This is a genomic window from Chimaeribacter coloradensis, from assembly GCF_002858715.1.
Lineage (GTDB): Bacteria > Pseudomonadota > Gammaproteobacteria > Enterobacterales > Enterobacteriaceae > Chimaeribacter > Chimaeribacter coloradensis.
The window spans coordinates 1-21,593 of sequence record NZ_PJZH01000041.1 but is presented as its reverse complement, the minus strand read 5'-3'; the positions used below and the strand labels follow the sequence as shown (position 1 = coordinate 21,593).

14 protein-coding genes are annotated in these 21,593 nt (G+C 63.7%); 5 read left to right on the top strand and 9 right to left on the bottom strand.

Annotated features, from left to right (window positions below; translation table 11 throughout):
* The 4 genes from CYR32_RS20190 to CYR32_RS20175 all read right to left on the bottom strand — a co-directional run.
* On the bottom strand, positions 1-116 hold a 116-nt coding region (locus CYR32_RS20190; protein ID WP_172644810.1), incomplete at its 3' end, for a hypothetical protein.
* 18 nt (positions 117-134) lie between these two features.
* On the bottom strand, positions 135-1,085 hold the full coding sequence (gene tal / locus CYR32_RS20185; protein ID WP_101826904.1) for a transaldolase: 951 nt from the start codon (positions 1,083-1,085) through the stop codon (positions 135-137).
* Positions 1,086-1,406: 321 nt separating this feature from the next.
* A complete protein-coding gene (locus CYR32_RS20180) occupies positions 1,407-7,289 on the bottom strand; it encodes a toxin TcdB middle/N-terminal domain-containing protein (protein ID WP_101826903.1) in 5,883 nt (1,960 codons plus the stop codon).
* A gap of 12 nt (positions 7,290-7,301) precedes the next feature.
* Positions 7,302-10,835, bottom strand: coding sequence for a Tc toxin subunit A-related protein (locus tag CYR32_RS20175; protein ID WP_101826902.1), 3,534 nt, complete (start codon positions 10,833-10,835; stop codon positions 7,302-7,304).
* A 476-nt stretch (positions 10,836-11,311) separates the two neighbouring features.
* Here CYR32_RS20175 and maeB point away from each other — a divergent pair, with 476 nt between their 5' ends.
* Together maeB and CYR32_RS20165 are read left to right on the top strand one after the other, a co-directional pair.
* A complete protein-coding gene (gene maeB / locus CYR32_RS20170) occupies positions 11,312-13,591 on the top strand; it encodes an NADP-dependent oxaloacetate-decarboxylating malate dehydrogenase (protein ID WP_101826901.1) in 2,280 nt (759 codons plus the stop codon).
* Between the two features lie 149 nt (positions 13,592-13,740).
* On the top strand, positions 13,741-15,045 hold the full coding sequence (locus CYR32_RS20165) for a Fic family protein (RefSeq protein WP_101826900.1): 1,305 nt from the start codon (positions 13,741-13,743) through the stop codon (positions 15,043-15,045).
* 2 nt (positions 15,046-15,047) lie between these two features.
* On the opposite strand, the gene CYR32_RS20160 is transcribed toward CYR32_RS20165, so the two are convergent.
* From CYR32_RS20160 to CYR32_RS20145, 4 genes are all read right to left on the bottom strand, one after another.
* A complete protein-coding gene (locus CYR32_RS20160) occupies positions 15,048-15,497 on the bottom strand; it encodes a YaiI/YqxD family protein (RefSeq protein WP_101826899.1) in 450 nt (149 codons plus the stop codon).
* Positions 15,497-16,426, bottom strand: coding sequence for an oxygen-dependent coproporphyrinogen oxidase (hemF, locus tag CYR32_RS20155; protein WP_101826898.1), 930 nt, complete (start codon positions 16,424-16,426; stop codon positions 15,497-15,499). The genes CYR32_RS20160 and hemF overlap by 1 nt, the downstream gene beginning before the upstream one ends.
* Positions 16,427-16,495: 69 nt before the next feature.
* Positions 16,496-17,377, bottom strand: a complete 882-nt coding sequence (gene amiA / locus CYR32_RS20150) for an N-acetylmuramoyl-L-alanine amidase AmiA (RefSeq protein WP_101826897.1) — start codon at positions 17,375-17,377, stop codon at positions 16,496-16,498.
* Positions 17,378-17,481: 104 nt separating this feature from the next.
* Positions 17,482-18,624, bottom strand: coding sequence for a GNAT family N-acetyltransferase (locus tag CYR32_RS20145; RefSeq protein WP_101826896.1), 1,143 nt, complete (start codon positions 18,622-18,624; stop codon positions 17,482-17,484).
* Positions 18,625-18,803: 179 nt separating this feature from the next.
* Here CYR32_RS20145 and CYR32_RS20140 point away from each other — a divergent pair, with 179 nt between their 5' ends.
* The gene (locus CYR32_RS20140; RefSeq protein WP_101826895.1) at positions 18,804-19,229 is read left to right on the top strand and encodes a GNAT family acetyltransferase; all 426 of its coding nucleotides are present in this window, start codon (positions 18,804-18,806) and stop codon (positions 19,227-19,229) included.
* A gap of 42 nt (positions 19,230-19,271) precedes the next feature.
* Here the strand turns inward: CYR32_RS20140 and CYR32_RS20135 are convergent, their stop codons facing one another.
* Positions 19,272-19,658: a YgiW/YdeI family stress tolerance OB fold protein gene (locus CYR32_RS20135; protein ID WP_175578839.1), complete on the bottom strand. Its 387-nt coding sequence runs from the start codon at positions 19,656-19,658 to the stop codon at positions 19,272-19,274.
* Between the two features lie 149 nt (positions 19,659-19,807).
* Between CYR32_RS20135 and CYR32_RS20130 the strand changes: the two genes are divergently transcribed.
* Positions 19,808-20,260 (top strand): DUF2919 family protein, encoded by a 453-nt coding sequence (locus CYR32_RS20130; RefSeq protein ID WP_241523872.1) that lies wholly within the window; start codon positions 19,808-19,810, stop codon positions 20,258-20,260.
* 93 nt (positions 20,261-20,353) lie between these two features.
* On the top strand, positions 20,354-20,962 hold the full coding sequence (locus CYR32_RS20125; protein ID WP_101826892.1) for an RpoE-regulated lipoprotein: 609 nt from the start codon (positions 20,354-20,356) through the stop codon (positions 20,960-20,962).
* Positions 20,963-21,593: the final 631 nt, after the last annotated feature.

Here is a 21,593-nt window from a genome sequence, read left to right as displayed (position 1 = left end):
ACTTCGGCAATATCAGCCATGCCCATCGGGGCGCCGGGGTGGCCGGATTTGGCTTTCTGCACCCCATCCATGCTCAGGGCACGGATGGCATTGGCAAGCTCTTTACGAGAGGACATGTCGTTAAAACTCCGTAATTACAATTCAGCAGAGAGCATGTCTTCCAGCTTCTGCTGGTCGACGGCAAACAGACGGATACCTTCCGCCAGTTTTTCAACTGCCATCGGATCCTGGTTATGTTCCCAACGGAACTCGGCTTCCGCCAGCGGGGCCGGTTGGTGGAACGCTTCGGTAGACGGGGTGAGCTTACGCTCAACCGGGGCATCGCTGTTTTTCAGCTCTTCCAGCAGGTTCGGGGAGATGGTCAGGCGGTCGCAACCGGCCAGCGCCAGAATCTGCTCCACTTTACGGAAGCTGGCGCCCATGATCACGGTCTGGTAGCGGTGCTGTTTATAGTATTCGTAGATGGAACGAACGGATTTCACGCCCGGATCGTTTTCAACGTCATATTCAGCAGCCGGCGCTTTGGCGTTGTACCAGTCATAGATACGGCCCACGAACGGGGAGATCAGGTAAACGCCCGCTTCCGCACAGGCGCGCGCCTGGGCAAAGGAGAACAGCAGCGTCAGGTTACAGTTGATGCCCTCTTTCTCCAGCTCTTCAGCTGCCTTGATGCCTTCCCAGGTTGAAGCCAGCTTGATCAGGATGCGGGATTTGTCCACGCCTTGCTCCTGATAGAGGCCGATCAGTTTACGGGCTTTGGCGATGCACATGCCGCGGTCGAAGGAGAGGCGGGCATCCACTTCGGTGGAGATGCGGCCGGGGACGCTTTTCAGGATCTCGACGCCGATGTTAACGGCCAGCTTGTCGGAAGCATTGATGATCTGCGTTTCTTTGGTGCCGCCCTGCTTACGGGCATAGTCCAGTGCGTCTTTGAACAGGGGCTGGTACTGCGGCAGACCGGCTGCTTTCAGGATCAAGGACGGGTTGGTGGTGGCATCCTGCGGTTCGAAGTGGCGGATAGATTCGATGTCGCCGCTGTCAGCAACGACAGTCGTGACTTTCTTCAGGGCTTCTAACTGGTTCATCTCAATGCTCCTTAGCGAGATAACGCAAAAAATAGGCAGATCTGTTTCAGAAAATTCGGAGTCTCATCACATTCGTATACCCTGCATCATTTCATTAACGAAATGAATACGCTTTTTCTGATTGTTGTAATGGGTAATAGCAATGCACCGCGCCGGAAGGCGGCGCGAGGCGCGTCGGGCAAGCGGGACGCAATCAGAGGAGGGCCATACATGTGACAGCACAACTTATAAGCATAGTCGCTTTTGGGCGACAGAGGGGCGGGCAGCGAAATTGTCTGTTTTCAGCATAAAAAGGGCAGTGCCGCCGCACTGCCCCCGTGATTACCCCCACATCGGGATCTTAGGCCGCCAGGGGCGGTTGGTGTGGCTCTCAGCCAGTTGTTCGCCGTAGTCGTTGCTGCCGGCCCCCAGCAGGGTTTCGTTCAGTGCATCGTAGATGCCGAACGCCGGGCCGAAGGCGGCGTTATTCAGCGAATGGCCGACCTCGTGGTTCAGCACCGCCTCATAGCCGCCGGAGGCGGGGTTATCCGTCCATGACTGGTTCATAAAGACAAAATTCCCGACGTTGAACGCCGTGCCGTTACGGATTAACCCGTTGACCATCACGATGCTGCCGGATCGCCAGTCAATTTGCAGCTTCTCGATTTTCAGCGCATCCACCTGCTGGAAGGTGATCCCGGCCGCAACAATATTGATGATAAACATCACCGCCCCCAGGGCGATCCCCGCCCAGGACATCGGCATCGCCCAGCTGCTCCAGCCGAGGAACCCCTGGTAAACCGGGCTTTTGGAGACGCCCTCAAAGGTGGCGAGGAAGTTGATCACCCCGAGCGTGATGCCGATCACCGGGCCAAACAGCGCGGTGGCGATTACGCCGTTCATCCCGGCGTTGAAGCCGATCATAAAGCCGCGCATAAACTGCCCGAAGCCGCTGGCCGGGTCGACATTGCTGGCGATCAGGTAGGAGATGCCGGTGGCGACCAGGCTGGCCCCCAGCGCCAGGCCGATGCCGAGCGCAATGCCCGCCAGCCCGCCGGTGGCGACCACGGCGGCGACTATCGCCACCCCGACGATAATCCCGACCGCCACCCCGACCACCGCCCCCACGAAGCTCCAGAAGGAGAGGCCGGTGGCATCGCTTTTATTGAGTGGATCGTTGGCGACAAACGTATAAAGCTGCAACCCCTGCGGCATATGCAGGAAGTTTTCCGGCTGGAACGTCGCCATCAGATCCGGCGTCAGGAAACGGCCGAGCAGTGGGGAGTAGTAGCGCCGTTGCATATAGATAAGCCCGGACTCCTCATCCACCGGGTGCAGCGCGAAGGTGCAGAACTGCGTATCACCGCTGGCCGTGCGCTGACCAAAGGGCCGCCCCTCCACGCGGCCGAGGCGCTGCCCGGCGGCGTCAGTCACAAACTGCGTGCTGCCGGTGCTGTCATCATGCAGGAAGCGCAGCTGGCCGTTGCTGATCACCGCCACCCGCTTCAGGCCGAGGGTGACGAAATAGCTGGCAACCCCGTTACGGATCTCCGCCTCGCCCAGGTACAGGGTACGCACCACGCCGCCGTGGCCATCATCCACCCGCTTGCTGGCCCGGCGGCCGAGGTGGTCATACCGGTACTCCGCCACCAGCCCATCCTCGCGCACGATTTTCACCAGCTCGTTGCGGTCGTTATAGGCGAGCGTCTGCCCGGGCAGCGTCAGGGTATTGCCGTTGTCATCATAGCTGACGGCAAAGGGTGCGCCGCCGTCCGGCGTCAGGCTGCTCAGCCGCCCGGGGTGCAATGCATCCTGATAGGCGAGCGTCAGGGCGGCTTCGTCACTGCGCAGCATATTGCCGCCGGGGTCATAGCTGTAGTGGCGGGCCACCGGCGTACCGGCCTGCGGGGCGCGCTCCTGCGTCAGTTGGCAGAGGCCGTCATAGGCGTACTCATGCCGCCCCCGGCCGCCGGGGGCCTGGTCGTCGCGGCTGAGCATCAGCTCCATGCGGTCAAAGGTGAACTGCGTGTCCTCGTATACTGTGTTGTCCGGTGCGGTGGTGGTCTGGCGGCTGATGCGCCCCGGCCCGGCCGTGTAGTGGTAGACCGTGCGCACCCCGTTATGGAACAGCACCTCCTCCAACAGGCCGCGGGCGTTATAACGCAGGCTGTCGAGGATGCCGGGAATCGCTTTCAGCCAGCCGTTCAGGGTGTATTCCCGCGTGATGCGGGTGCCGTCAGCCTGAACGGTCGCGGTTTCGCGCCCCAGCGCATCGTACTCATGCTGCACACGGCGGGCGGCGGGTTCTCCTTCGTGCCGGTAGTCCCGCGCGAGCAGGCGGCCGGCGCTGTCATAATGGAAAGACTGGCTGCCGCCGGGGTAGCGCACCTCGGCCAGCCGCCCGTGGGCGGACTGGGACGGCGTATCATACACATACTCCTCCAGCAGGGTTTCGCCACTGGCGAGGTGCGTCTGTCGGCCGAGCGCATCCCAGCCCGCCCGCAGGTCATGGCCGCCGGGGTCGAGGGTGCGCACCGCCCGGTTGGCGGCGTCATACCAGATCCTGCGTTCACCGCTGTTACGCTGCTGGATGGCGATCCGGTTTCCGCCGCGATCGTAGCGGTAGCGTGACACCTCGCCGTGGGCATCAACGACGGCGGCCAGCTCCCCCAATGGCCCCACTTCGTAGCGGGTCGTGACGGTTTCCGTGGCGGTGGGGCGTTCAATCACCGCGACCAGTGAACGCATCACATCGAACTGCTCCTCGCGCGCCGTGTTGAACTGGCCGCGCGCCTGATTTTCCGGCGAGTCATCGTTGTCATTGGCGTCCCGCAGGATGACGCGGAACGGCTGGTAGTCGGCGGTATTGATGCCGCCGTTGTAGTTCTCGGTACGCACCACCCGCCCGCAGGCGTCGTAGAAGAAACGGCGCACCGGCCGGCCCGCCACATCGGGCAGGGCAAAGGCGGTGCTGTCGGAAAAGGTGGGTTCATACTCCGCCGCCGGCGCGCCCCACGGGTTGGGGCGTTGCAGGGCGGACACCACCACGCGGCCCGGCTCCATTTCACTGCGCGTCTGGAACTCTTTGCCGCTGCCGTCAAAATAGGTCATGACCTGCGTGGTGACCCCGGCGGTGGGGTGCAGGGTGGCGAGCCGGCAGTTCGGCACCCGGCTCTCATCATACGCATACACCGTGGCCGCCCCGGCCAGCGTCTCACCGGGGCGCGCCGCCCGCAGCACCCGGCCCTGGGCATCATAGGCAAAGGCGGTGACGGCCCCGTCCGCGTAGCGGGTTTCGGTGATCTGGCCGCTGGCCCGGTCATAACTGAACTGCGTTTCGCCCAGTGCCGAGATAAGCCCGGTGCGGAACAGCCCCTGCGCATCATAGACAAACTGCGTCTCCTGGCCGGTGGCGTCCCGGCTGGCGAGCCGCAGGCCGCGTGCATCGTGCTGATGGCGGGCGGCGTGGCGGAACAGGCCGGGCGTGCCGTCGGCGTCGGTGCCGGGGAGGTAGCCGAGGGCGGCGGCATCCATGCCGGCGTAGTGGGCTGAAAAGTCGTCGCCGGCCATCACCCAGGCCAGCTCACGGCTGACCAGGCCGCGCTCCGCCTGCCCGGCGGGCAGCCCCTCAAAGGCATCGCCGTCATAAAAGTAGAGATGGTCGGCGCAGAGCAGGCCTTCGGCGTCGCGCACGGTGACGCGCGCCGGTTTATCCGTGAGGTAGTGGCTGCTGCTCACGGCGTAGGTGGTGTCGAGGGTGCGGCGGCGGGCGGGCAGGGCGCTGCCGCCCTGGCTGCCGGTGGCCTCCAGCCGCTCCTGCGTGACGTTGCCGAAGGCATCATAGAGATAATGTTTGGACTCAACGCGCAGGTCGCCGCCGCGTTCGCTCTCTTCCACCCGGTAAGTTTTCAGGAACAAAAAGTTGCGGGTGCGGCCGTCGTGGCTGTCGGCCAGCACGGTCAGGCCATAGTCCGAGAGATCCACACGCAGCGGCAGGTGCTGCTGCGCCGAGCCATCAGGCTGGAACAGCTCCAGGCGGCTGAGCAGGCCGTTCAGCGCCGCATGCTGCGGGCCGTTGCCCGGCAGGCGCTCCTGAGCCATCAGGAAATGGTAAACCTGAAGGGTATCGGGGCGGCTGGCATCGCCGCGCTCCAGCCGCTCGGTGCGGCGGAACCCCTCAAAGCGCCGGGTGCGGCGTTCAAAATGCGCCTCGTGGTAGCGCATCTCCACCCGGGTTTCCCGGCCGGAGACGCTGTCGGTTTCGCGCGTTGCCCCGACCACCTGATAGGGGAAGGGGAAGTTGGTCTGCCAGCGTTCGCCCGCGTCCCGGTCACGCTGGTAATCCTCCACGGCGGAGCGGTAGTGGATTTCTGAACGCAGCCCGGCCCCGTTCTCCATCTCCGCCAGCAGGTAGGGGGCCTGGGCGGCGGCAAACGCCAGCTGGACATAACCCATCCCGCCGCGTACCGGGCTGTTCCACATCAGCGCGGCAGTGGCCCGGCCGTTCAGGTTAAGGGCATGGACGGTGCCGGGCACCGGCGGCGGCACGTTGTCGATCCTCAGCGCCTCGCCGAACCGCAACCCGTTCTGGTTGGGGAAAATCTGCACCCCCTGCGACGACACCAGGATCAGTTCAGCACAGCCGTCGCCATCCAGGTCGGCCAGCAGCAGGCTGTCACGCCCGCTGTCGCGCCGCAGGCGCGGGCTGTTTTCCATGCGCTGGCGTTCGCCGAAGCGGCCGCCGCCGAGGCTGGGCCAATACTCCACCCGCCCGGAGCGTACCCGCACAATGTCGGCGCTGCCGTCGCCGGTCATGTCGGCGAACTGGAGGTCAGGGTCGGAAAAGTCCAGCTCCGGCAGCCCGTCAGTGGTTTTCGGCAACAGCAGCGGCGAGGCCCAGCCGTCGCGGCCGTTGTTGCGCCACAGGGCGAAGGCGCGGCGTTGGCTCACCAGCACATCGGCCAGCCCGTCGCTGTCCGCATCCAGCAGCCGCAGGTTGGGGTCAGCCCACGGCGGCGCGGCGCGGGTGGTGCGGGGAAAGGCGACAAAGTCGCCCCAGCCGTCGCGCCCGCTATTCGGGTAGTAGCCCTGCAACGCCTCCGCGTCCGCCACCATCAGGTCAGCGGTGCCGGAGCCGTCCATGTCCAGAAACGCCAGCCCGCTGCGGCCGAAGGAGGCGGCCAGCGGCGCGCGGGTCACCGGGCGCGGCGCGTCCCAGCGGCCGTCGCCCCGGTTGGGCCAGTAGATCTCGCGGCCGTTGCGGTTAATCAGCACGCCCGGCAGCGGCGCGTTATCCAGCGTGACCAGCGCGGTGTCCGGTTCATTCAGCCCCGGCGGCAGCCCGGCCTCGCCCTGCATCCAGCTCACCCGCACCTGCGACGGGTCATAAGCGGTATAGCGGAAGCGGACAGGCGGGCGCGCAATATCCTGCGCGCCGTCAGCAGCCGCGCCGTGGGCGGTCAGCTGGATGCCGGTCAGCAGCGAGACCCCGGCGTGGGCGGCCGTCTGGTAGCTGAACTGGTAACTGCGGATCGGCCGCTCATCCGGGGTCTCCGGGTCAAGCAGCAGTTGCAGGCCGGTGGCGCGTAACGTCCGGCGGCGCAGCGTGCCGGTGCGGCCGTCGAGCCGGGCATCGGGCCGCGCCTCGTAACGGAAGCGCAACGCATAGGCCGCGTAACGCACCTCAGCGAGGTAGGCGAACCCCGCCTCAATGCGGTAATGGTAATCGATGGTGTTGCCGTGCGGATCGCGGGTCTGCTCCAGCAGCCATTCGCTGGGCCGCTCGGGGTGGTCAGGCGGGGCCAGCCGGGTGGCCGGGGTGCGCCCCAGCAGGTGTACCAGCCCGTTACGCTCCTCAATGCGCCAGCCGTCGCCCTCCGGGATATAACGCGCGAACGCCGCCTCCTGCGTGGCCCGCCAGCTGCCGTCTTCCAGCGGCAGCAGCTCATTGCTGCCGTCCAGCAGGCGCAACGCCGTGCCGCCGGTGTCGAGCCGCCGGGTCAGGCTGCGCAGCGGCAGCCGCCAGCCCAGCCCCCACGGGCCGTGGCCCGCGCTGTGCACATACTCCAGCATCAGGCGCGGCGTGTGCTGGGCCACCCCGTCCGGCAGCGGGATCTGGTAGGTGTAGGTGCCCTGACCGGTGCTGAGGTTCAGCGAAAACGCCTCACCCAGCCCCGGCAGGTGCCCGGTACCGGCCGGGGGGGATTTTTGTTCACTTTTTGCCATGGTGGCCTCCCGTCAGCGGTAGCTGAACTGATATTCGAAGAACACCATCAGGTCGGTGAGGCCGCTGAGATCAAGCTGCCCCTCTTTGACCAGATGCGGATTCGCGGCAGCCTCAATCGTAAACCGCCAGCGGTCAGCCACTGCCTTGCCGGTGAGATCCTGGAGCGGCGCGCCGGTCACTTCGCCCCCGGCATCGGTGGTGAGGGTCAGCTCACTGCCGAGCAGCGCACTGTGCAGTTTCAGCGTCAGGTTGCCGACCGTGGCCGGGTCACCGGTGAGTTTCAGCGTGTGGCTGCCGCGCAGCAGATCTTTCTGGTTGCGCGGGAACTGGCTGCTGTCGAACAGCAGCTCGCCTTCGCCCTGGTTCTTCAGGTAGAACAGCTCATCCGGCGCGGAGAAGCGCAGCGAGACTGCACGCGACGCCCCCCCGGCGATGGGCAGATCGGTCCGGATCTGCGTCTCCAGCACCGGGCTGAAGAAACCGTCGTAATAGAGCACCAGCTGGACGTCGAGGATGTCGCGGTAGTCGAGATCGTTGGCGTCGAACGGCAGGTCGAGCTGCCACAGCGTGTCGATGCCGTTATTCTCAAACAGCCGCAGGTCATTGGGGTTAACGCGGTAGGCCAGCGCATCCCCGCGGATCTCATACTGCGACAGCACCATCACATCCGCCGGGTAGAGCCGCTCAACCACCGCGCCGCCGGAAGTGCGGAAGCGCGACACGCCGATGTTGCGCAGGGTGCCGCAGATGCCGCGCAGCCCGGCCAGCCCGACAAACACCACCTCCACATTGCGGATCTTCGCCAGGTAGAGGCCGGGGTGGCGGCGGTCAAAATCGGCAAACTGGGTGCCGAAGGTGCAGCGGCCAAGGTTCAGCAGCCGGTGGAACTGGGTCGGGAAGCTGTCTGCCAGGCTGAGGGTGGCTTTCACCGGGATCTTCTTGGCCTGGATGGTGGTGACATAGTCAAAGGTAAAGGTGTCGATGTCACCCAGCAGCAGATCCGCGCCCATCAGGTTACCTGAGGCGGTGCTCTGGTAGTCGTAACGGATGACGCTCAGCCCGCGTTCGGTTTCGGCGTTATAGGCACGCTCCATCAAAAAGGCGATTTCGGTGCCCATGTCCAGGTAGCGCTGGGTAATGCGCCGCGCCTGTTGCGCCAGCTCATACCAGAGCCGGGCGCTGAATTCACGCATGTCGAGGAAATCGCGGTTCTCTTCGGCCTGTTTCTGCTGGAGCCGGGCGATCGCCACCCGCTGCTGCGCCACTGCGGCCCGCGCCTGGGCCTGGCCGAGCTGGGCGCTGGCGACGCCGACATAGGCCTGGGCGGACTCAATGGCCCGATCCAGCCGGGCGGCCTCCAGGTCGTGGGTCAACAGGGTGCGCTGGGTTGCCAGCTCCTGAAGCACCACGTTGCGGCGGGTGGAGTCAGTGTTGTAGTAGTTGTAGTTGCTGACGGTCAGCTTGACCTGGTCATCGCGGTCAACCGACGAGGCGGAGGCCCAGGCTTCCAGCGACGAAAGCTCCAGCAACTCCCAGCGCGCATTGTCAAAATCGGTTTTAGACTCCACCGCATTCTGCTGCTGTACCTGGGCGTAGTTCAGGCTCTGTTGCGCCACATAGATGCCCTGCTGCGCCTCCGCGACGCCGCGCTGCTCCAGGATCACCGTCTGGCGCGCCACTTCGGCCTGCTGGTTAAGCTGCTCGCGGCGGAACGCCTCATTTTCGGCGGTGCTCTTGTACTGGATGTAACGCTGCTCGGTCTGCGAGGCGTGCCCGGCAAAGTAGCGGGCGGTATTTTGCAGATATTCGAAGCTGAACGGTGGCGTGTAGTCCGGCGCAAAGCCGAAGAAATTCAGCCCGGCGGCGATCTGGTGCAGTTTCAGTTTCGCCTGCAACACCAGCGACAGGATGGCCGGGTTGTCATCCACCTGGGTCGGGTCAGCCGCCGCCAGCAGCGCCGTGACCCGATCTTTGATGGCGGCAAATTTGCCGTTGTCATAGAGCGGTGAGGCGGGGTTCAGGCTGTTGTCGCTCATGACCAGGGTTTCATAGTGGGCTTTGGCGGTGGCGAAGGCCGGGATCGCATCTTTGGCATTGCGGTAGGCGCGGTCGCCCAGGTCGAGCGCGGTCTGCGCCAGCCGTGTCCAGACTTTGGTGACCTCCAGATGGCGGTTGATAAACGGATAGGGCAGCACGCCGGCGTAAAAGGCCTGCGCCTCGGCGAGGTTGCCCATTCCGGCGTGGCAGTCGCCCATCGCCATCGGCAGTACAAAGAAATACATGTGCGGCACATAGGCCACAAACTGCACGCTATGCAGCCAGCCGGTCAGCAAACCGATATCCAGCGTCTGCTCCAGCGTGCTTAAAAAGGCCTGCGTGCTGGCCACCGCCTGCGTCGCCTCCAGGTTCAGGCTGATCATGGAGTTGAACCCGTTAATGGTCAGGGATTTCACCGGCGTGGAGCGGTCGATATAGCGCGGCCCGATCAGCGCCGGGGCGGCCGGGTCGAGTACCAGCGAGGGCATGGTAATGGTACTGGGGGTTAACGCGCTGTCTGCCAGCAGCGGCGGGGCAGCGATGACCCCGCCGATCCCGCCGACCGTGCCGGGCAGGCGTGGGGTTGTGGGCAGGCGCCCGGCGCGCATGATGTTCAGGCTTTTCCCCGCGCCCACCGCGCTGAGGTTCACATTAGGGGTTGCCGCCTGGCCGAGCGCCGCCACCGGCTGGGTGATGACCACATCATTGAGCAGGACGCTGCCCTTCAGCTGGCCGAGCTGTTTATCCAGCTCCGCCGCCCGCTGGGTATTCCCGGCACGGGCAAACATGCCGCTGCTCATCGCCAGCGCCTGCGCCTGCCCGTCACTGATGTTCGCCTGGCTGAAGGTCACGACGCTGGCCTCTGCAAACTGCTGCGCCTGGTCGCGGTGATTGGCTTTCTCATTTAACAGCGCCAGATCGTGCTGTAGCCCGCCGCGCACCGCCGCCTCACTCTCCGGTGTCTGTTCAAGGGCCTGCTGGTAGTACTTCGCGGCCAGTTCCCAGTCCCGCTGCCCGGCGGCCTCCACCCCGGCGGCGATGCTGCCCTGTACCGCCCCCTGGAAAGAGCTGACCTGAATGCCGCTGGCGGCCACCGATTTCAGCGCCTCCTGCACCGTGGCCGGCAATTGGGACTGGCGGCTGATCAGCGCCGGGGGGAAGGTGTATTTCACCGGGGTGGAGAGCCGCAGGATGTCCGCGGTTTTGGCCACCACCGCCGTCACCATCCCGCTGTCCAGCGGGAAGTAATGACTGCCGAGCAGGTTCGGGTCAACCGGCATAGTGGGGTGAACCGTGTGCAAAATCAGGGACATCGCCTCCTGAAAGGCCTGCAGCCCCAGGGTGTACTCCTCATGTTGCAGGTGGGCCTGTCCTTCAAGGAACAGATCCTGCAAATGGGCTTCAAACTCGCCTTCCGGGGTTTTCGCGACGTAATTATTACTGGCAGGACGCCGCCACGAGCCGATATGCCAGCTGTAGCGATTCTCCGCCATATAGTGGGGTTCCATAGGTTCCTCCAGACATCAGAGAGAGTTCGACAGTGAGTACCAGGACTCACCGACCAGAAGGCGGTGGCGCGCGCAGGTGGGGCAGGGTCGCTGGCCTGGCTGACGCAGAGGGGGAACCAGGGGGCAGAGGAGCGCTGTCCTGGCATGGCACAGACTCAGGGGGAGGGCCGGAAAAGGCGCGGTATGCCGCTGGTATCAAGGGCATACCCGGTGTCATGTCGCTGTCTATTTACTATAGTAAAACGCCCGTGCTGTTCAATAAATATACAGCCCGGCGCGCGTGCTGACCGGCCCCGGCGGCACAGGCCATTCTGAATCCGTGACTTCCGTGCGGCAAATCAGATATTTCTCAGGCCCGCGCCCGCCCGGCCGGGGCGGTTTTTTGGGGCGCCTCAAGGTTTGGCAGAATTCCCTCACTATACTGGTGGGGCGACATCCGCTTCTGCAAAAAGATCTATAAAGACAAGGAACCTACAATGGATGACAAACTGAAACAGAGTGCGCTTGATTTCCATGAATTTCCGATCCCCGGGAAAATCCAGGTCTCGCCCACCAAACCGCTGGCGACCCAGCGCGATCTGGCGCTGGCCTACTCGCCGGGCGTGGCTGCGCCCTGCCTGGAGATAGAGAAAGATCCGCTCGCCGCCTATAAGTACACCGCCCGCGGCAACCTGGTGGGGGTGATCTCCAACGGCACCGCGGTGCTGGGGCTGGGCAACATCGGCGCGCTGGCCGGCAAACCGGTGATGGAGGGCAAAGGGGTCTTGTTCAAGAAGTTCGCCGGGATTGATGTGTTCGACATCGAAGTGGACGAGCATGACCCGGACAAACTGATCAATGTGATCGCCGCCCTGGAGCCGACCTTCGGCGGCATCAACCTTGAGGACATCAAAGCGCCGGAGTGCTTCTACATTGAGAAAAAGCTGCGCGAGCGGATGAACATCCCGGTCTTCCATGACGACCAGCACGGCACGGCGATCATCTGCACCGCCGCGGTGCTCAACGGGCTGCGGGTGGTGGGGAAAAACATCTCCGACGTGCGGCTGGTGGTCTCCGGCGCGGGGGCGTCGGCCATCGCCTGCCTGAACCTGCTGGTGGCGCTGGGGCTGAAGCAGCACAACATCACCGCCTGTGACTCGCGCGGGGTGATCTACCAGGGGCGCGAAGAGAACATGGCCGAAACCAAAGCGGCCTACGCCATCCCGGACAACGGCTGGCGCACGCTGGCGGACGCGATGCCCGGCGCGGATATTTTCCTCGGCTGCTCCGGCCCCGGCGTGCTGAAGCCGGAGATGGTGAAAGAGATGGCGCGTGACCCGCTGATCCTGGCGCTGGCCAACCCAGAGCCGGAGATCCTGCCGCCACTGGCGAAAGCGGTGCGCCCGGACGCCATCATCTGCACCGGCCGCTCCGATTTCCCGAACCAGGTCAACAACGTGCTCTGCTTCCCGTTCATCTTCCGCGGCGCGCTGGACGTCGGCGCGACCACCATCAATGAAGAGATGAAACTCGCCTGCGTCCACGCTATCGCCGATCTGGCGCTGGCGGAACAGAGCGATGTGGTCGCCTCCGCCTATGACGATCAGGAGCTGTCATTCGGCCCCGATTACATTATCCCGAAACCGTTCGACCCGCGGCTGATTGTGAAAATCGCCCCGGCGGTGGCGAAAGCGGCGATGGACTCCGGCGTGGCGACGCGGCCGATTGCCGATTTTGACGCCTACACCGAGAAGCTGGCGGAGTTTGTCTACAAAACCAACCTGTTTATGAAGCCGATCTTCTCGCAGGCGAAGAAAGAAACCAAACGAGTGGTGATGGCCGAAGGGGAAGAGGAGCGCGTGCTGCACGCCACGCAGGAGATGGTGTCGCTGGGGCTGGCGTTCCCGGTGCTGGTGGGCCGCCCCAGCGTGATTGAGATGCGGCTGAAGAAACTGGGGTTACAGCTGGAGGCGGGCAAAGATTTCGAGGTAGTGAACAACGAATCTGACCCACGCTTTAACGAGTACTGGCGCGAATACCACCAGATCATGAAGCGGCGCGGCATTTCGCAGGAGCAGGCGCGGCGGGCGGTGATCGGCAACCCGACGCTGATTGCGGCGATCATGGTGCTGCGCGGCGAAGCGGATGCGATGATCTGCGGCACCATCGGCAGCTACCATGAGCACTATGACATCATCGAAAAAGTGTTCGGCTTCCGCGAGAATGCGCACGTCGCCGGGGCGATGAACGCGCTGCTGCTGCCGAGCGGCAACACCTTTATCGCTGACACCTACGTCAACGATGACCCAACGCCGGAGCAGCTGGCGGAGATCACCCTGATGGCGGCAGAGACGGTGCGCCGCTTCGGCATTGAACCCAAGGTGGCGCTGGTGTCGCACTCCAGTTTCGGCTCGTCCGACAACCCGGCGGCGCGCAAAATGCGCCAGGCGCTGGCGCTGATCAACCAGCGCGCGCCGGATCTGGAAATTGACGGTGAAATGCACGGCGACGCGGCGCTGGTGGAGAGCATCCGCAACGATCTGATGCCGGACAGCCCGCTGAAAGGCGCAGCCAATATCCTGATCATGCCGAACATGGAAGCCGCCCGCATCAGCTACAACCTGCTGCGCGTCTCCTCGTCAGAGGGCGTCACCGTCGGCCCGGTGCTGATGGGCGTCTCGAAGCCGGTACACATCCTGACGCCGATCGCCTCGGTGCGCCGTATCATCAACATGGTCGCGCTGGCCGCCGTCGAGGCACAAACACAGCCGCTGTAGGGGAGTTTGTTGCCTGCTGAAGTGAGGCCGGTCAGCTGACCGGCCTCATCCTGTTATGCTCCCCGTGGTGCCATTCCGTGAGTGACCGGCTTGCCGGCAACGCTTATCTCACGTAATCTCAAAATGGGTAAAAATTGAGATTGCGCGAGATGAAGATAACCCGTCCCCCCGCTGAACTGGACACCGCCCTGACCGCCGCCGAGATGATGGCGCTGACAGAGAGATTCCGGGAGTATGATGAAAAATACTACCACTATCATCAGCTTGCGCTGCGCATCCCCGACCGTAAAACGCTGCTGAAACTCTGGACGACCTTAAAACTCACCCGCAATGCCCGGCGTCACCCGCTCATGCTCGCCAACCGGACAGCCGGGTTTAACCTGACCAAAAGCATTCTCCGCGCGACCTCCGTGGTGGACAAAGTGACATTCGGCCCCGGCCGTGAACCCGCGGCCGATCTGGCCGCTTCCTATCTGGTTTCGCAGATGGTGATGGAAGAGGCAATCTCCTCCAGCCAGCTGGAGGGGGCGGCCACCACGTCGCGGGTGGCCCAGGCGATGCTGGTGGTAGGGCGCGAACCGCGCAATGAAAGCGAAAGCATGATCATGGGCAACTGGCGTCTGATGCGCTATATCTCGGAAAACAGCGAATCGCCTCTGACCACCGATACCATTCTGGCGATGCACCGCCTGGCGTGTCGCGGCATCAATGACGGCAAATACCAGCCGGGTACGCTCCGGGCATCGAATGACGTGTATGTCGCGGGGCGTGAAGGGGAAATCATCCATCAGCCGCCCGATTTCAGGGAAGTGAAGGCGATGCTGGACGCACTCTGCGGGCTGGCAATACAACTGGAGGCAGAGGAGGTTCACCCGCTGATCGTGGCGTGTATCCTGCATTTCGCCATTGGGTTTATTCACCCGTTTCATGATGGGAACGGCCGTACCGCCCGCGCCCTGTTCTACCATACGATGATCCGTAAAGGGTACGCGGTGTTTAATTATATTTCGGTGAGCAAGCTGCTGAAAAAGGCGGCGGTAAAATATGGCACTGCCTATCTGTTTACCGAGACCGATGACCTGGATCTGACCTATTTTATCCAGTATCAATGCAGCATTGTCTGCCGGGCCGTGGCGGAATTCGCAGAGGGCATGGAAAAGCTACAGGAAGAGCGGCTGACGCTGGCCGGCTATGTGGATTCCACCTTTGAACTGAGCAAACCGGAGCTGGATATTCTCGCGCTTGCCCTGAACGCACCGGGGGCGCTGCTGAGCGCGGCAAGCGTCAGTGAACGGCTGGCAGTATCGGACAATACCGCCAGAGCCCGGCTGAAAGCGCTGGCCGGCCGGGGGCTGTTGCGCCCGCATAAAGAGGGGCGCGGCACGGTGTATGAGGCACCGGCGTCGGTCGCGGTGCTCCAGAAATGGGCCGGGAAAGCCCGGCTCCCGGGGTGAGGTCAGCGTTTCCGCTGTTGCAGCCATTTGTCGAGTTCGTTGGCGAACTGCTGGCGGTCGCGCTGATTCAGCGCGGCGGGGCCGCCGGTCTGCACACCGCTGGCACGCATGGTGTCCATGAAGTCACGGATGTTCAGCCGCTCACGGATGGTCTCCGTGGTGTAGCGCTCGCCGCGCGGGTTCAGCGCCACGCCGCCTTTCTCAATCACCTCCGCCGCCAGCGGGATGTCGCTGGTCACCACCAGGTCGCCCGGCTCCACGCGTTTGACGATTTCATTGTCCGCCACGTCAAACCCCGCCTCGACCCGCAGGGTACGCAGGTATTTCGACGGCGGCGTGCGGATGGTCTGGTTCGCCACCAGCGTCACCGTGGTCGCGGTGCGGTCAGCGGCGCGGAACAGCACCTCTTTGATCACATTCGGACAGGCATCCGCATCAACCCAGATTTGCATCAGTGGTTCCCCTTATCTGCGGCCAGCCAGTCGCGCACCGGCAGGAAATCCCGCGTCAGGGCCGCTTCCGGGCTGTTCTCATCAGGTTCATAGCCATATTCCCAGCGCACCAGCGGCGGCATCGACATCAGGATCGACTCGGTGCGCCCGCCGCTCTGCAGCCCGAACAGCGTGCCGCGGTCCCACACCAGGTTAAACTCCACATAACGGCCCCGGCGGTAGAGCTGGAAGGCGCGCTCACGCTCGCCCCACGGCTGATCCTTGCGACGCGCGACGATCGGCAGGTAGGCGTCGAGGAAGCCGTTTCCCACCGCCTGCATGAAGTTAAAGCAGGTGGTGAAATCGGGCGTGTTCAGGTCATCAAAGAACAAGCCGCCGATGCCGCGCGCCTCGTTGCGGTGCTTCAGGAAGAAGTAGTCATCACACCAGGCTTTGTAGCGCGGGTAGACGCCGTCACCGAACGGGCGGCAGATCTGCTCGGCGGTACGGTGCCAGTGCACCGCGTCCTCTTCGAACCCGTAGAACGGCGTGAGGTCAAACCCGCCGCCAAACCACCACACCGGCGCTTCGCCCGGCTTCTCGGCAATAAAGAAACGCACATTGGCGTGGCTGGTCGGCACATAGGGGCTGTGCGGGTGGATCACCAGCGAGACGCCCATCGCCTGGAAACTGCGCCCGGCCAGCTCAGGGCGGTGCGCGCTGGCCGACGGCGGCAGCGATGCGCCGGAGACATGGGAGAAGTTCACGCCCGCCTGTTCGAACACCGAACCCTGCGTCAGCACCCGGCTGCGGCCCCCGCCGCCTTCGGCGCGGGTCCAGGCATCCTCTACAAAGGAGGCCCCGCCATCGGCCGCGGCCAGCTGGTCACAAAGATGGTCTTGCAGGGTCATCAGGAAGGTTTTGACGAGATCGATAGTCGGGTGGCTCATAACGGCGGATGGGTACTCTCAGGCTGAACGGGGCGACAAGTATACCCGATCGCCCCGCCGATGGCAGGGCTAACGCGGTTTTCGCTCGTGGCTGTCGAAATAGTGGAAGAAACTGACGATGCCGTCGGCAATCGCCTGGGCGATCTCCTGGCGGAATCGCGGGGTGCTGAGCAGCTGCTCCTCGGTGTGGTTGGTGATAAACGAGGTCTCCACCAGCACCGACGGAATCGACGGGGACTTGAGCACCGCAAACGCCGCCTGTTCGGTGGTCTGGCTGTGCAGGTGGTGTACCGGGCGCAGCTTCTCCAGCACATGGTGGCCCAGGGTCAGGCTGTTTTTGATGGTGTCAGTCTGTACCAGATCGAACAATACCTGTTGCAGGTAGTTGTTGTCTTCGGCCGCATATTTGCCGCCCGCGACCTTGTCGGCATCGTTCTCTTTTTTCGACATATAGCGCGCCATCGCGCTGCTGGCCCCCCGGTTGGAGAGGGCAAACACCGAGGCACCGGAGGCGGAGGGGCTGGTAAAGCCGTCGGCGTGGATCGAGACGAACAGGTCAGCCTGATGCTGGTGGGCAATCTCCACCCGCTGGTAGAGCGGGATGAAGTGGTCGGCGTCCCGCGTCAGCCGCGCCTCGATGTGGTCATGCTCAGCCAGGCAGCGGCGCACGCTGTTGGCGATCTCCAGCACGATGTGTTTCTCTTCCGAGCCTTCATGGCCCACCGCGCCGGAGTCGATGCCGCCGTGGCCCGGGTCAAGCATGACGATTTTTTTGGCATTGGCCGGTTTCGGGGCCGGGGCGGTTTTGGTGACGTGGTGCGGCTGGGCAGCGGCGGTGCGCGCGCCGAACAGCCCAAACGCCAGCCCCAGCCCGGAGATCAAGAGGGTGCGGCGCGACGGCGAGGCGGGCATCGGCGTAAATTGCAGGAATTTATTCAGCGGGTTGAGCATTGTTCATCACCATCGTCAGAGAGCCGGGGTGACGTTTATAGCGGATCTCCCCAGGGCAATCGACTGCTGAACTATTTCCTTTTATGAACAGCGGGATGATTTGTTTACACGTTTTTACGGCCCTCTGTTTCCTGCCGGTAGGGCAGCACCTGGCGCGCCCCCTCGGCCCAGCCCGCCACCTCTTCGCGCTCCTGTTCCAGGAAGGTGGCTACCGCGTCGTGCAGGCCGGGGTGCAGCAGCCGGTGCCAGGAGTCGGTAATGACCGGCTCAAAGCCGCGGATCAACTTATGCTCGCCCTGTGCTCCGGCGTCAAAGCGCGGCAGTGCGTGGGCAATCGCATACTCAATGCCCTGATAGAAACAGGTCTCAAAATGGAGCTGGTTAAACTCCGCCAGGCAGCCCCAGTAGCGGCCGTAGAGCGTGTCAGCGCCGAGCAGGCTGAAGGCCATCGCCACCGGCTGCCCGGCCTGCGCGGCGATCACCACTCGGATCGCCTCCGGCATCCGCGCGGCCAGCAGGCTGAAGAAATCACGCGTCAGGTAGGGGGCCTGGCCGCGCACCGCGTAGGTGTTGGCGTAACAGGTGTAGACAAAATCCCACTCCGCCTCGGTGAGCTCCGCCCCGTCGCGCCAGGCAAACGTAATCCCCAGTGAGGCCACCTGCGCCCGCTCTTTGCGGATCTGCTTGCGCTTGCGCGAGGTCAGCGCGTCTAAGAAATCCTGGAAGTCGCGGTAGCCCCGGTTATGCCAGTGGTACTGGCAGCCCTGCCGGTGCAGCCAGCCGGGCTGGTCGCGGAGCAGGGCGTTGTCCGCGGCGGCGGTGAAGTTGATGTGCGCGCCGGAGAGCCGGTGCTGTTCCAAATAGCCGGGCAGCGCCGCCAGCAACTGCCCGGCGGCCTCTGGTGCGCCGAGCAGCCGCGGGCCGCTCACCGGGCTGAACGGCACCGCGCCGAGCCACTTCGGGTAGTAGGGGATGCGGGCGCGGCGGCAGGCGTCGGCCCAGCCGTGGTCAAACACATATTCGCCGTAAGAGTGGCTTTTGCGGTAACCGGGGACTGCGGCCAGCGCCCGGCCATTCTCCACCCACAGCAGATGCTCGGCGCGCCAGCCGGTGCCGGGGCCGATGCTGCCGCTCTCCTCCAGCGCGGACAAAAACGCATGGCTGAGAAACGGCTGCCCGGCAGGGGCGAGGGCGTCCCACTCGGCGGCGGGCAACAGGGCAAGTGAGGTGAGGGCGGTCAACGGCATCGGCAAACTCCTGGTCGGGGAACGGCGGGCAACCGTGCCAATGTAGCAGAGCCGCCGCCCGGCGGGCGGGAAAATGCCTAAAAATCGTCTGAGTGCGCGGCTGCGGGGCAATTTAATATTGCGTCACCGGCAGATCCCGCGATAATCAAGAATAATCTGAACAATAGCGGCGAACACTCATGGAAATTCGCATATTCCGGCACGATGATTTTGAAGAAGTGATTACCCTGTGGGAGCGGTGCGATCTGCTGCGCCCCTGGAACGACCCGGAAATGGATATTGAACGCAAGCTCAACCACGACCCGGACCTGTTCCTGGTGGCGCAGGTGGGCGGCGAGCTGGTCGGTACGGTGATGGGCGGCTACGACGGCCACCGCGGCGCGGCCTATTACCTGGGGGTGCACCCGGACTTCCGCGGGCGCGGTATTGCCAATGCGCTGATGAGCCGCCTGGAGAAGAAGCTGATCGCGCGCGGCTGCCCGAAGATCAACCTGATGGTGCGGGAAGAGAATGATGCCGTCACCAGCATGTATGAGAAGCTCGGCTATGAGCTGGCGGACAGCATCGCCCTCGGCAAACGCCTGATTGAAGATCAGGAGTATTAAGCCGCGCGGCCGGCCCCGTTGCGGTGGCCGGCCGTGTTGCCGTTACAGCACTTTTTTCACCGATTTCACATCCACTTCCACTTTGCTCCACTCTTTTTCCACTTCCCCTTCCAGCTGGACTTTGTCCGTTGGGGCGACGTTCTGCCCGGCCCAGCGTTTGTCATCAATTTCCACCGTCATGGTGCCGGTGTTGTCACGGAACAGGTAGCGTTCGTCGCCGGTGCGCTGTTCAATGTGGCCCTCAAGGCGTACCCAGGCGTCATCTTTCATCTCCTGCACCGCTTTTACCGTGGCCGGGCTGGCAGCGGGGCCGGTAAAGCCGCCCTGGCTGGCCTGCGCCGGGGCATCCGGTGAGATGAACCCGCCCTGCTGGGCAACGGCAGGCAGAGTGAACAGGGCGATCAGGGCGGCGAGGGTCATTTTTTTCATCATGGTATCTCCTTGGGTGACACGTGAATGGCGTTTCAGTAAGGGTAAGTAAAGCAGAGAGATCTTAAGATCTTCTTAAGACGCCGGTTTTTTTGTTACCCTGCGGGTTTGGCCGGGCAGGGTGCCCGGCGTTGCCGTGGGGGCCACCGGTGCCGCACTCTTATCATCCCGATCACTACAACGCGCACGGCTGGCTGCGCCTGCCGCTGCTTTTCTGGCTGGTGTTGCTGTTGCTGGCCCGCACCTGGCTGCTGTTTATTATGGCCGGTGCCTCACAGGGGCAGGGCGCAGCGTTGCTGGCGCTGTTCTACCCGGACCATGACCACTTCTGGTGGGGCATGGCGCTGGGGCTGCCCGCAGCGCTGCTGTTTTTGCTGAGCGGCCGCCGCCACCGTTGGCCGCATGTGTGGCACGCGGGCTGGTGGCTGATGCTGGCCGCGCTCGCCGTGTCGCTGGCTGTGCAGGGCGTGGCGTTGTGGCAGTCGCCGCAACCGGCGTTGAGCGACCTGCTGCTGACGCTGCTGGACAGCGCCGCGCTGGCCTGGTGGCTGCTGAGCCGTTCACTGAAGCGGGCATTCAGCGCCGCCGAGAATGGCGAGTAAGGGCACTTTTTACCGCTGCCGGACTCCAAGAGCCGGACCCTTTTTCCCGCCCGGCCCTGTGTGGCCGGTGAATGCCGATACCGGAGTGTAAGTATGTATAAACGTCTGCCGATTTCCCGCCCGCTGTTGCTGGCCCTGCCGCTGCTGTTAACCGGCTGCGCCAGTGTCTCTTCCGCGATGCCTGACATCTCCTGGTCGGGGCTGAACCCGATGAACTGGTTCGGCAGCGATCTGGAGGTAAGCGATAAAGGCGTGGGCGAGGTAACCGCCGCCACGCCGATGACGGAGCTGGCGATTCAGGAGGCGCTGGGCAGCGATGTGACGCTGCGCGGCGGTATGGGCACCAATAACGGGCAGATTGTGTCGTTTTACCAGGCGCTGGACGAAGGCAAGGTGGTGTTGACGATCTCCGGCCCGGAGCACGGCAAGGTAGAGCGCATCGACGTGACGGGGGAAGATATTGCCGCCGGTGACGTAAAAATCGGTACCCCGTTCAGCGATCTCTACACCAAGGCGTTCGGTGCCTGCCAGAAAGGGCAGGGCGACGACGAACAGGGCGTTGAATGCGCCGCGCCGGACAGCCGCCACCTGAGTTACCTCTTCACCGGCACCGCCAACACCCCGGCCGGGTTACTGCCCGCTGACGACACCCTGAAAAACTGGAAAGTCAGTAAAATCATCTGGCGCGCCCAGGCCCGCTGACCTCTTAAGCCCGCCCCGCGCGGGCTTTTTTCTGCTTGTCGTCCCTCTAAGTTTGTAAGCACATACAAACTATTACTAAATGGAGCCGCAGGGCCGGGTGACCACACCGCATCCCCATAGACCCCCACCTACTATTTCCTCACATACTTACAGGCTTGCAGAGGGGGTGGGGGCGTAAAAATCATTGCTGAATGGAGCCGCAGGGCCGGGTGACCACACCGCATCCCCATAGACCCCCACCTACTATTTCCTCACATACCTACAGGTTTGCAGAGGGGGTGGGGGGCGTAAAAATCATTGCCGAATGGAGCCGCAGGGCCGGGTGACCACACCGCATCCCCATAGACCCCCACCTACTATTTCCTCACATACTTACAGGCTTGCAGAGGGGGTGGGGGCGTAAAAATCATTGCCGAATGGAGCCGCAGGGCCGGGTGAGCGGGCAGGACGCCCGCGAGAGGGACAGCCACGCTGGGAGCGTGTCTGTCCCGGCCCGATCAGCCCGGAGGCGAAATGAGGGGACACGCGGGAGCGTGCAATGATTCAGCCGGATCACCCAAGGCGCGGGGATGCAAGGGGCGCGCGCCTACGCGCCCCTTGCGCGGTGGCGGCAGCGGGGCCGCAGAAAGAC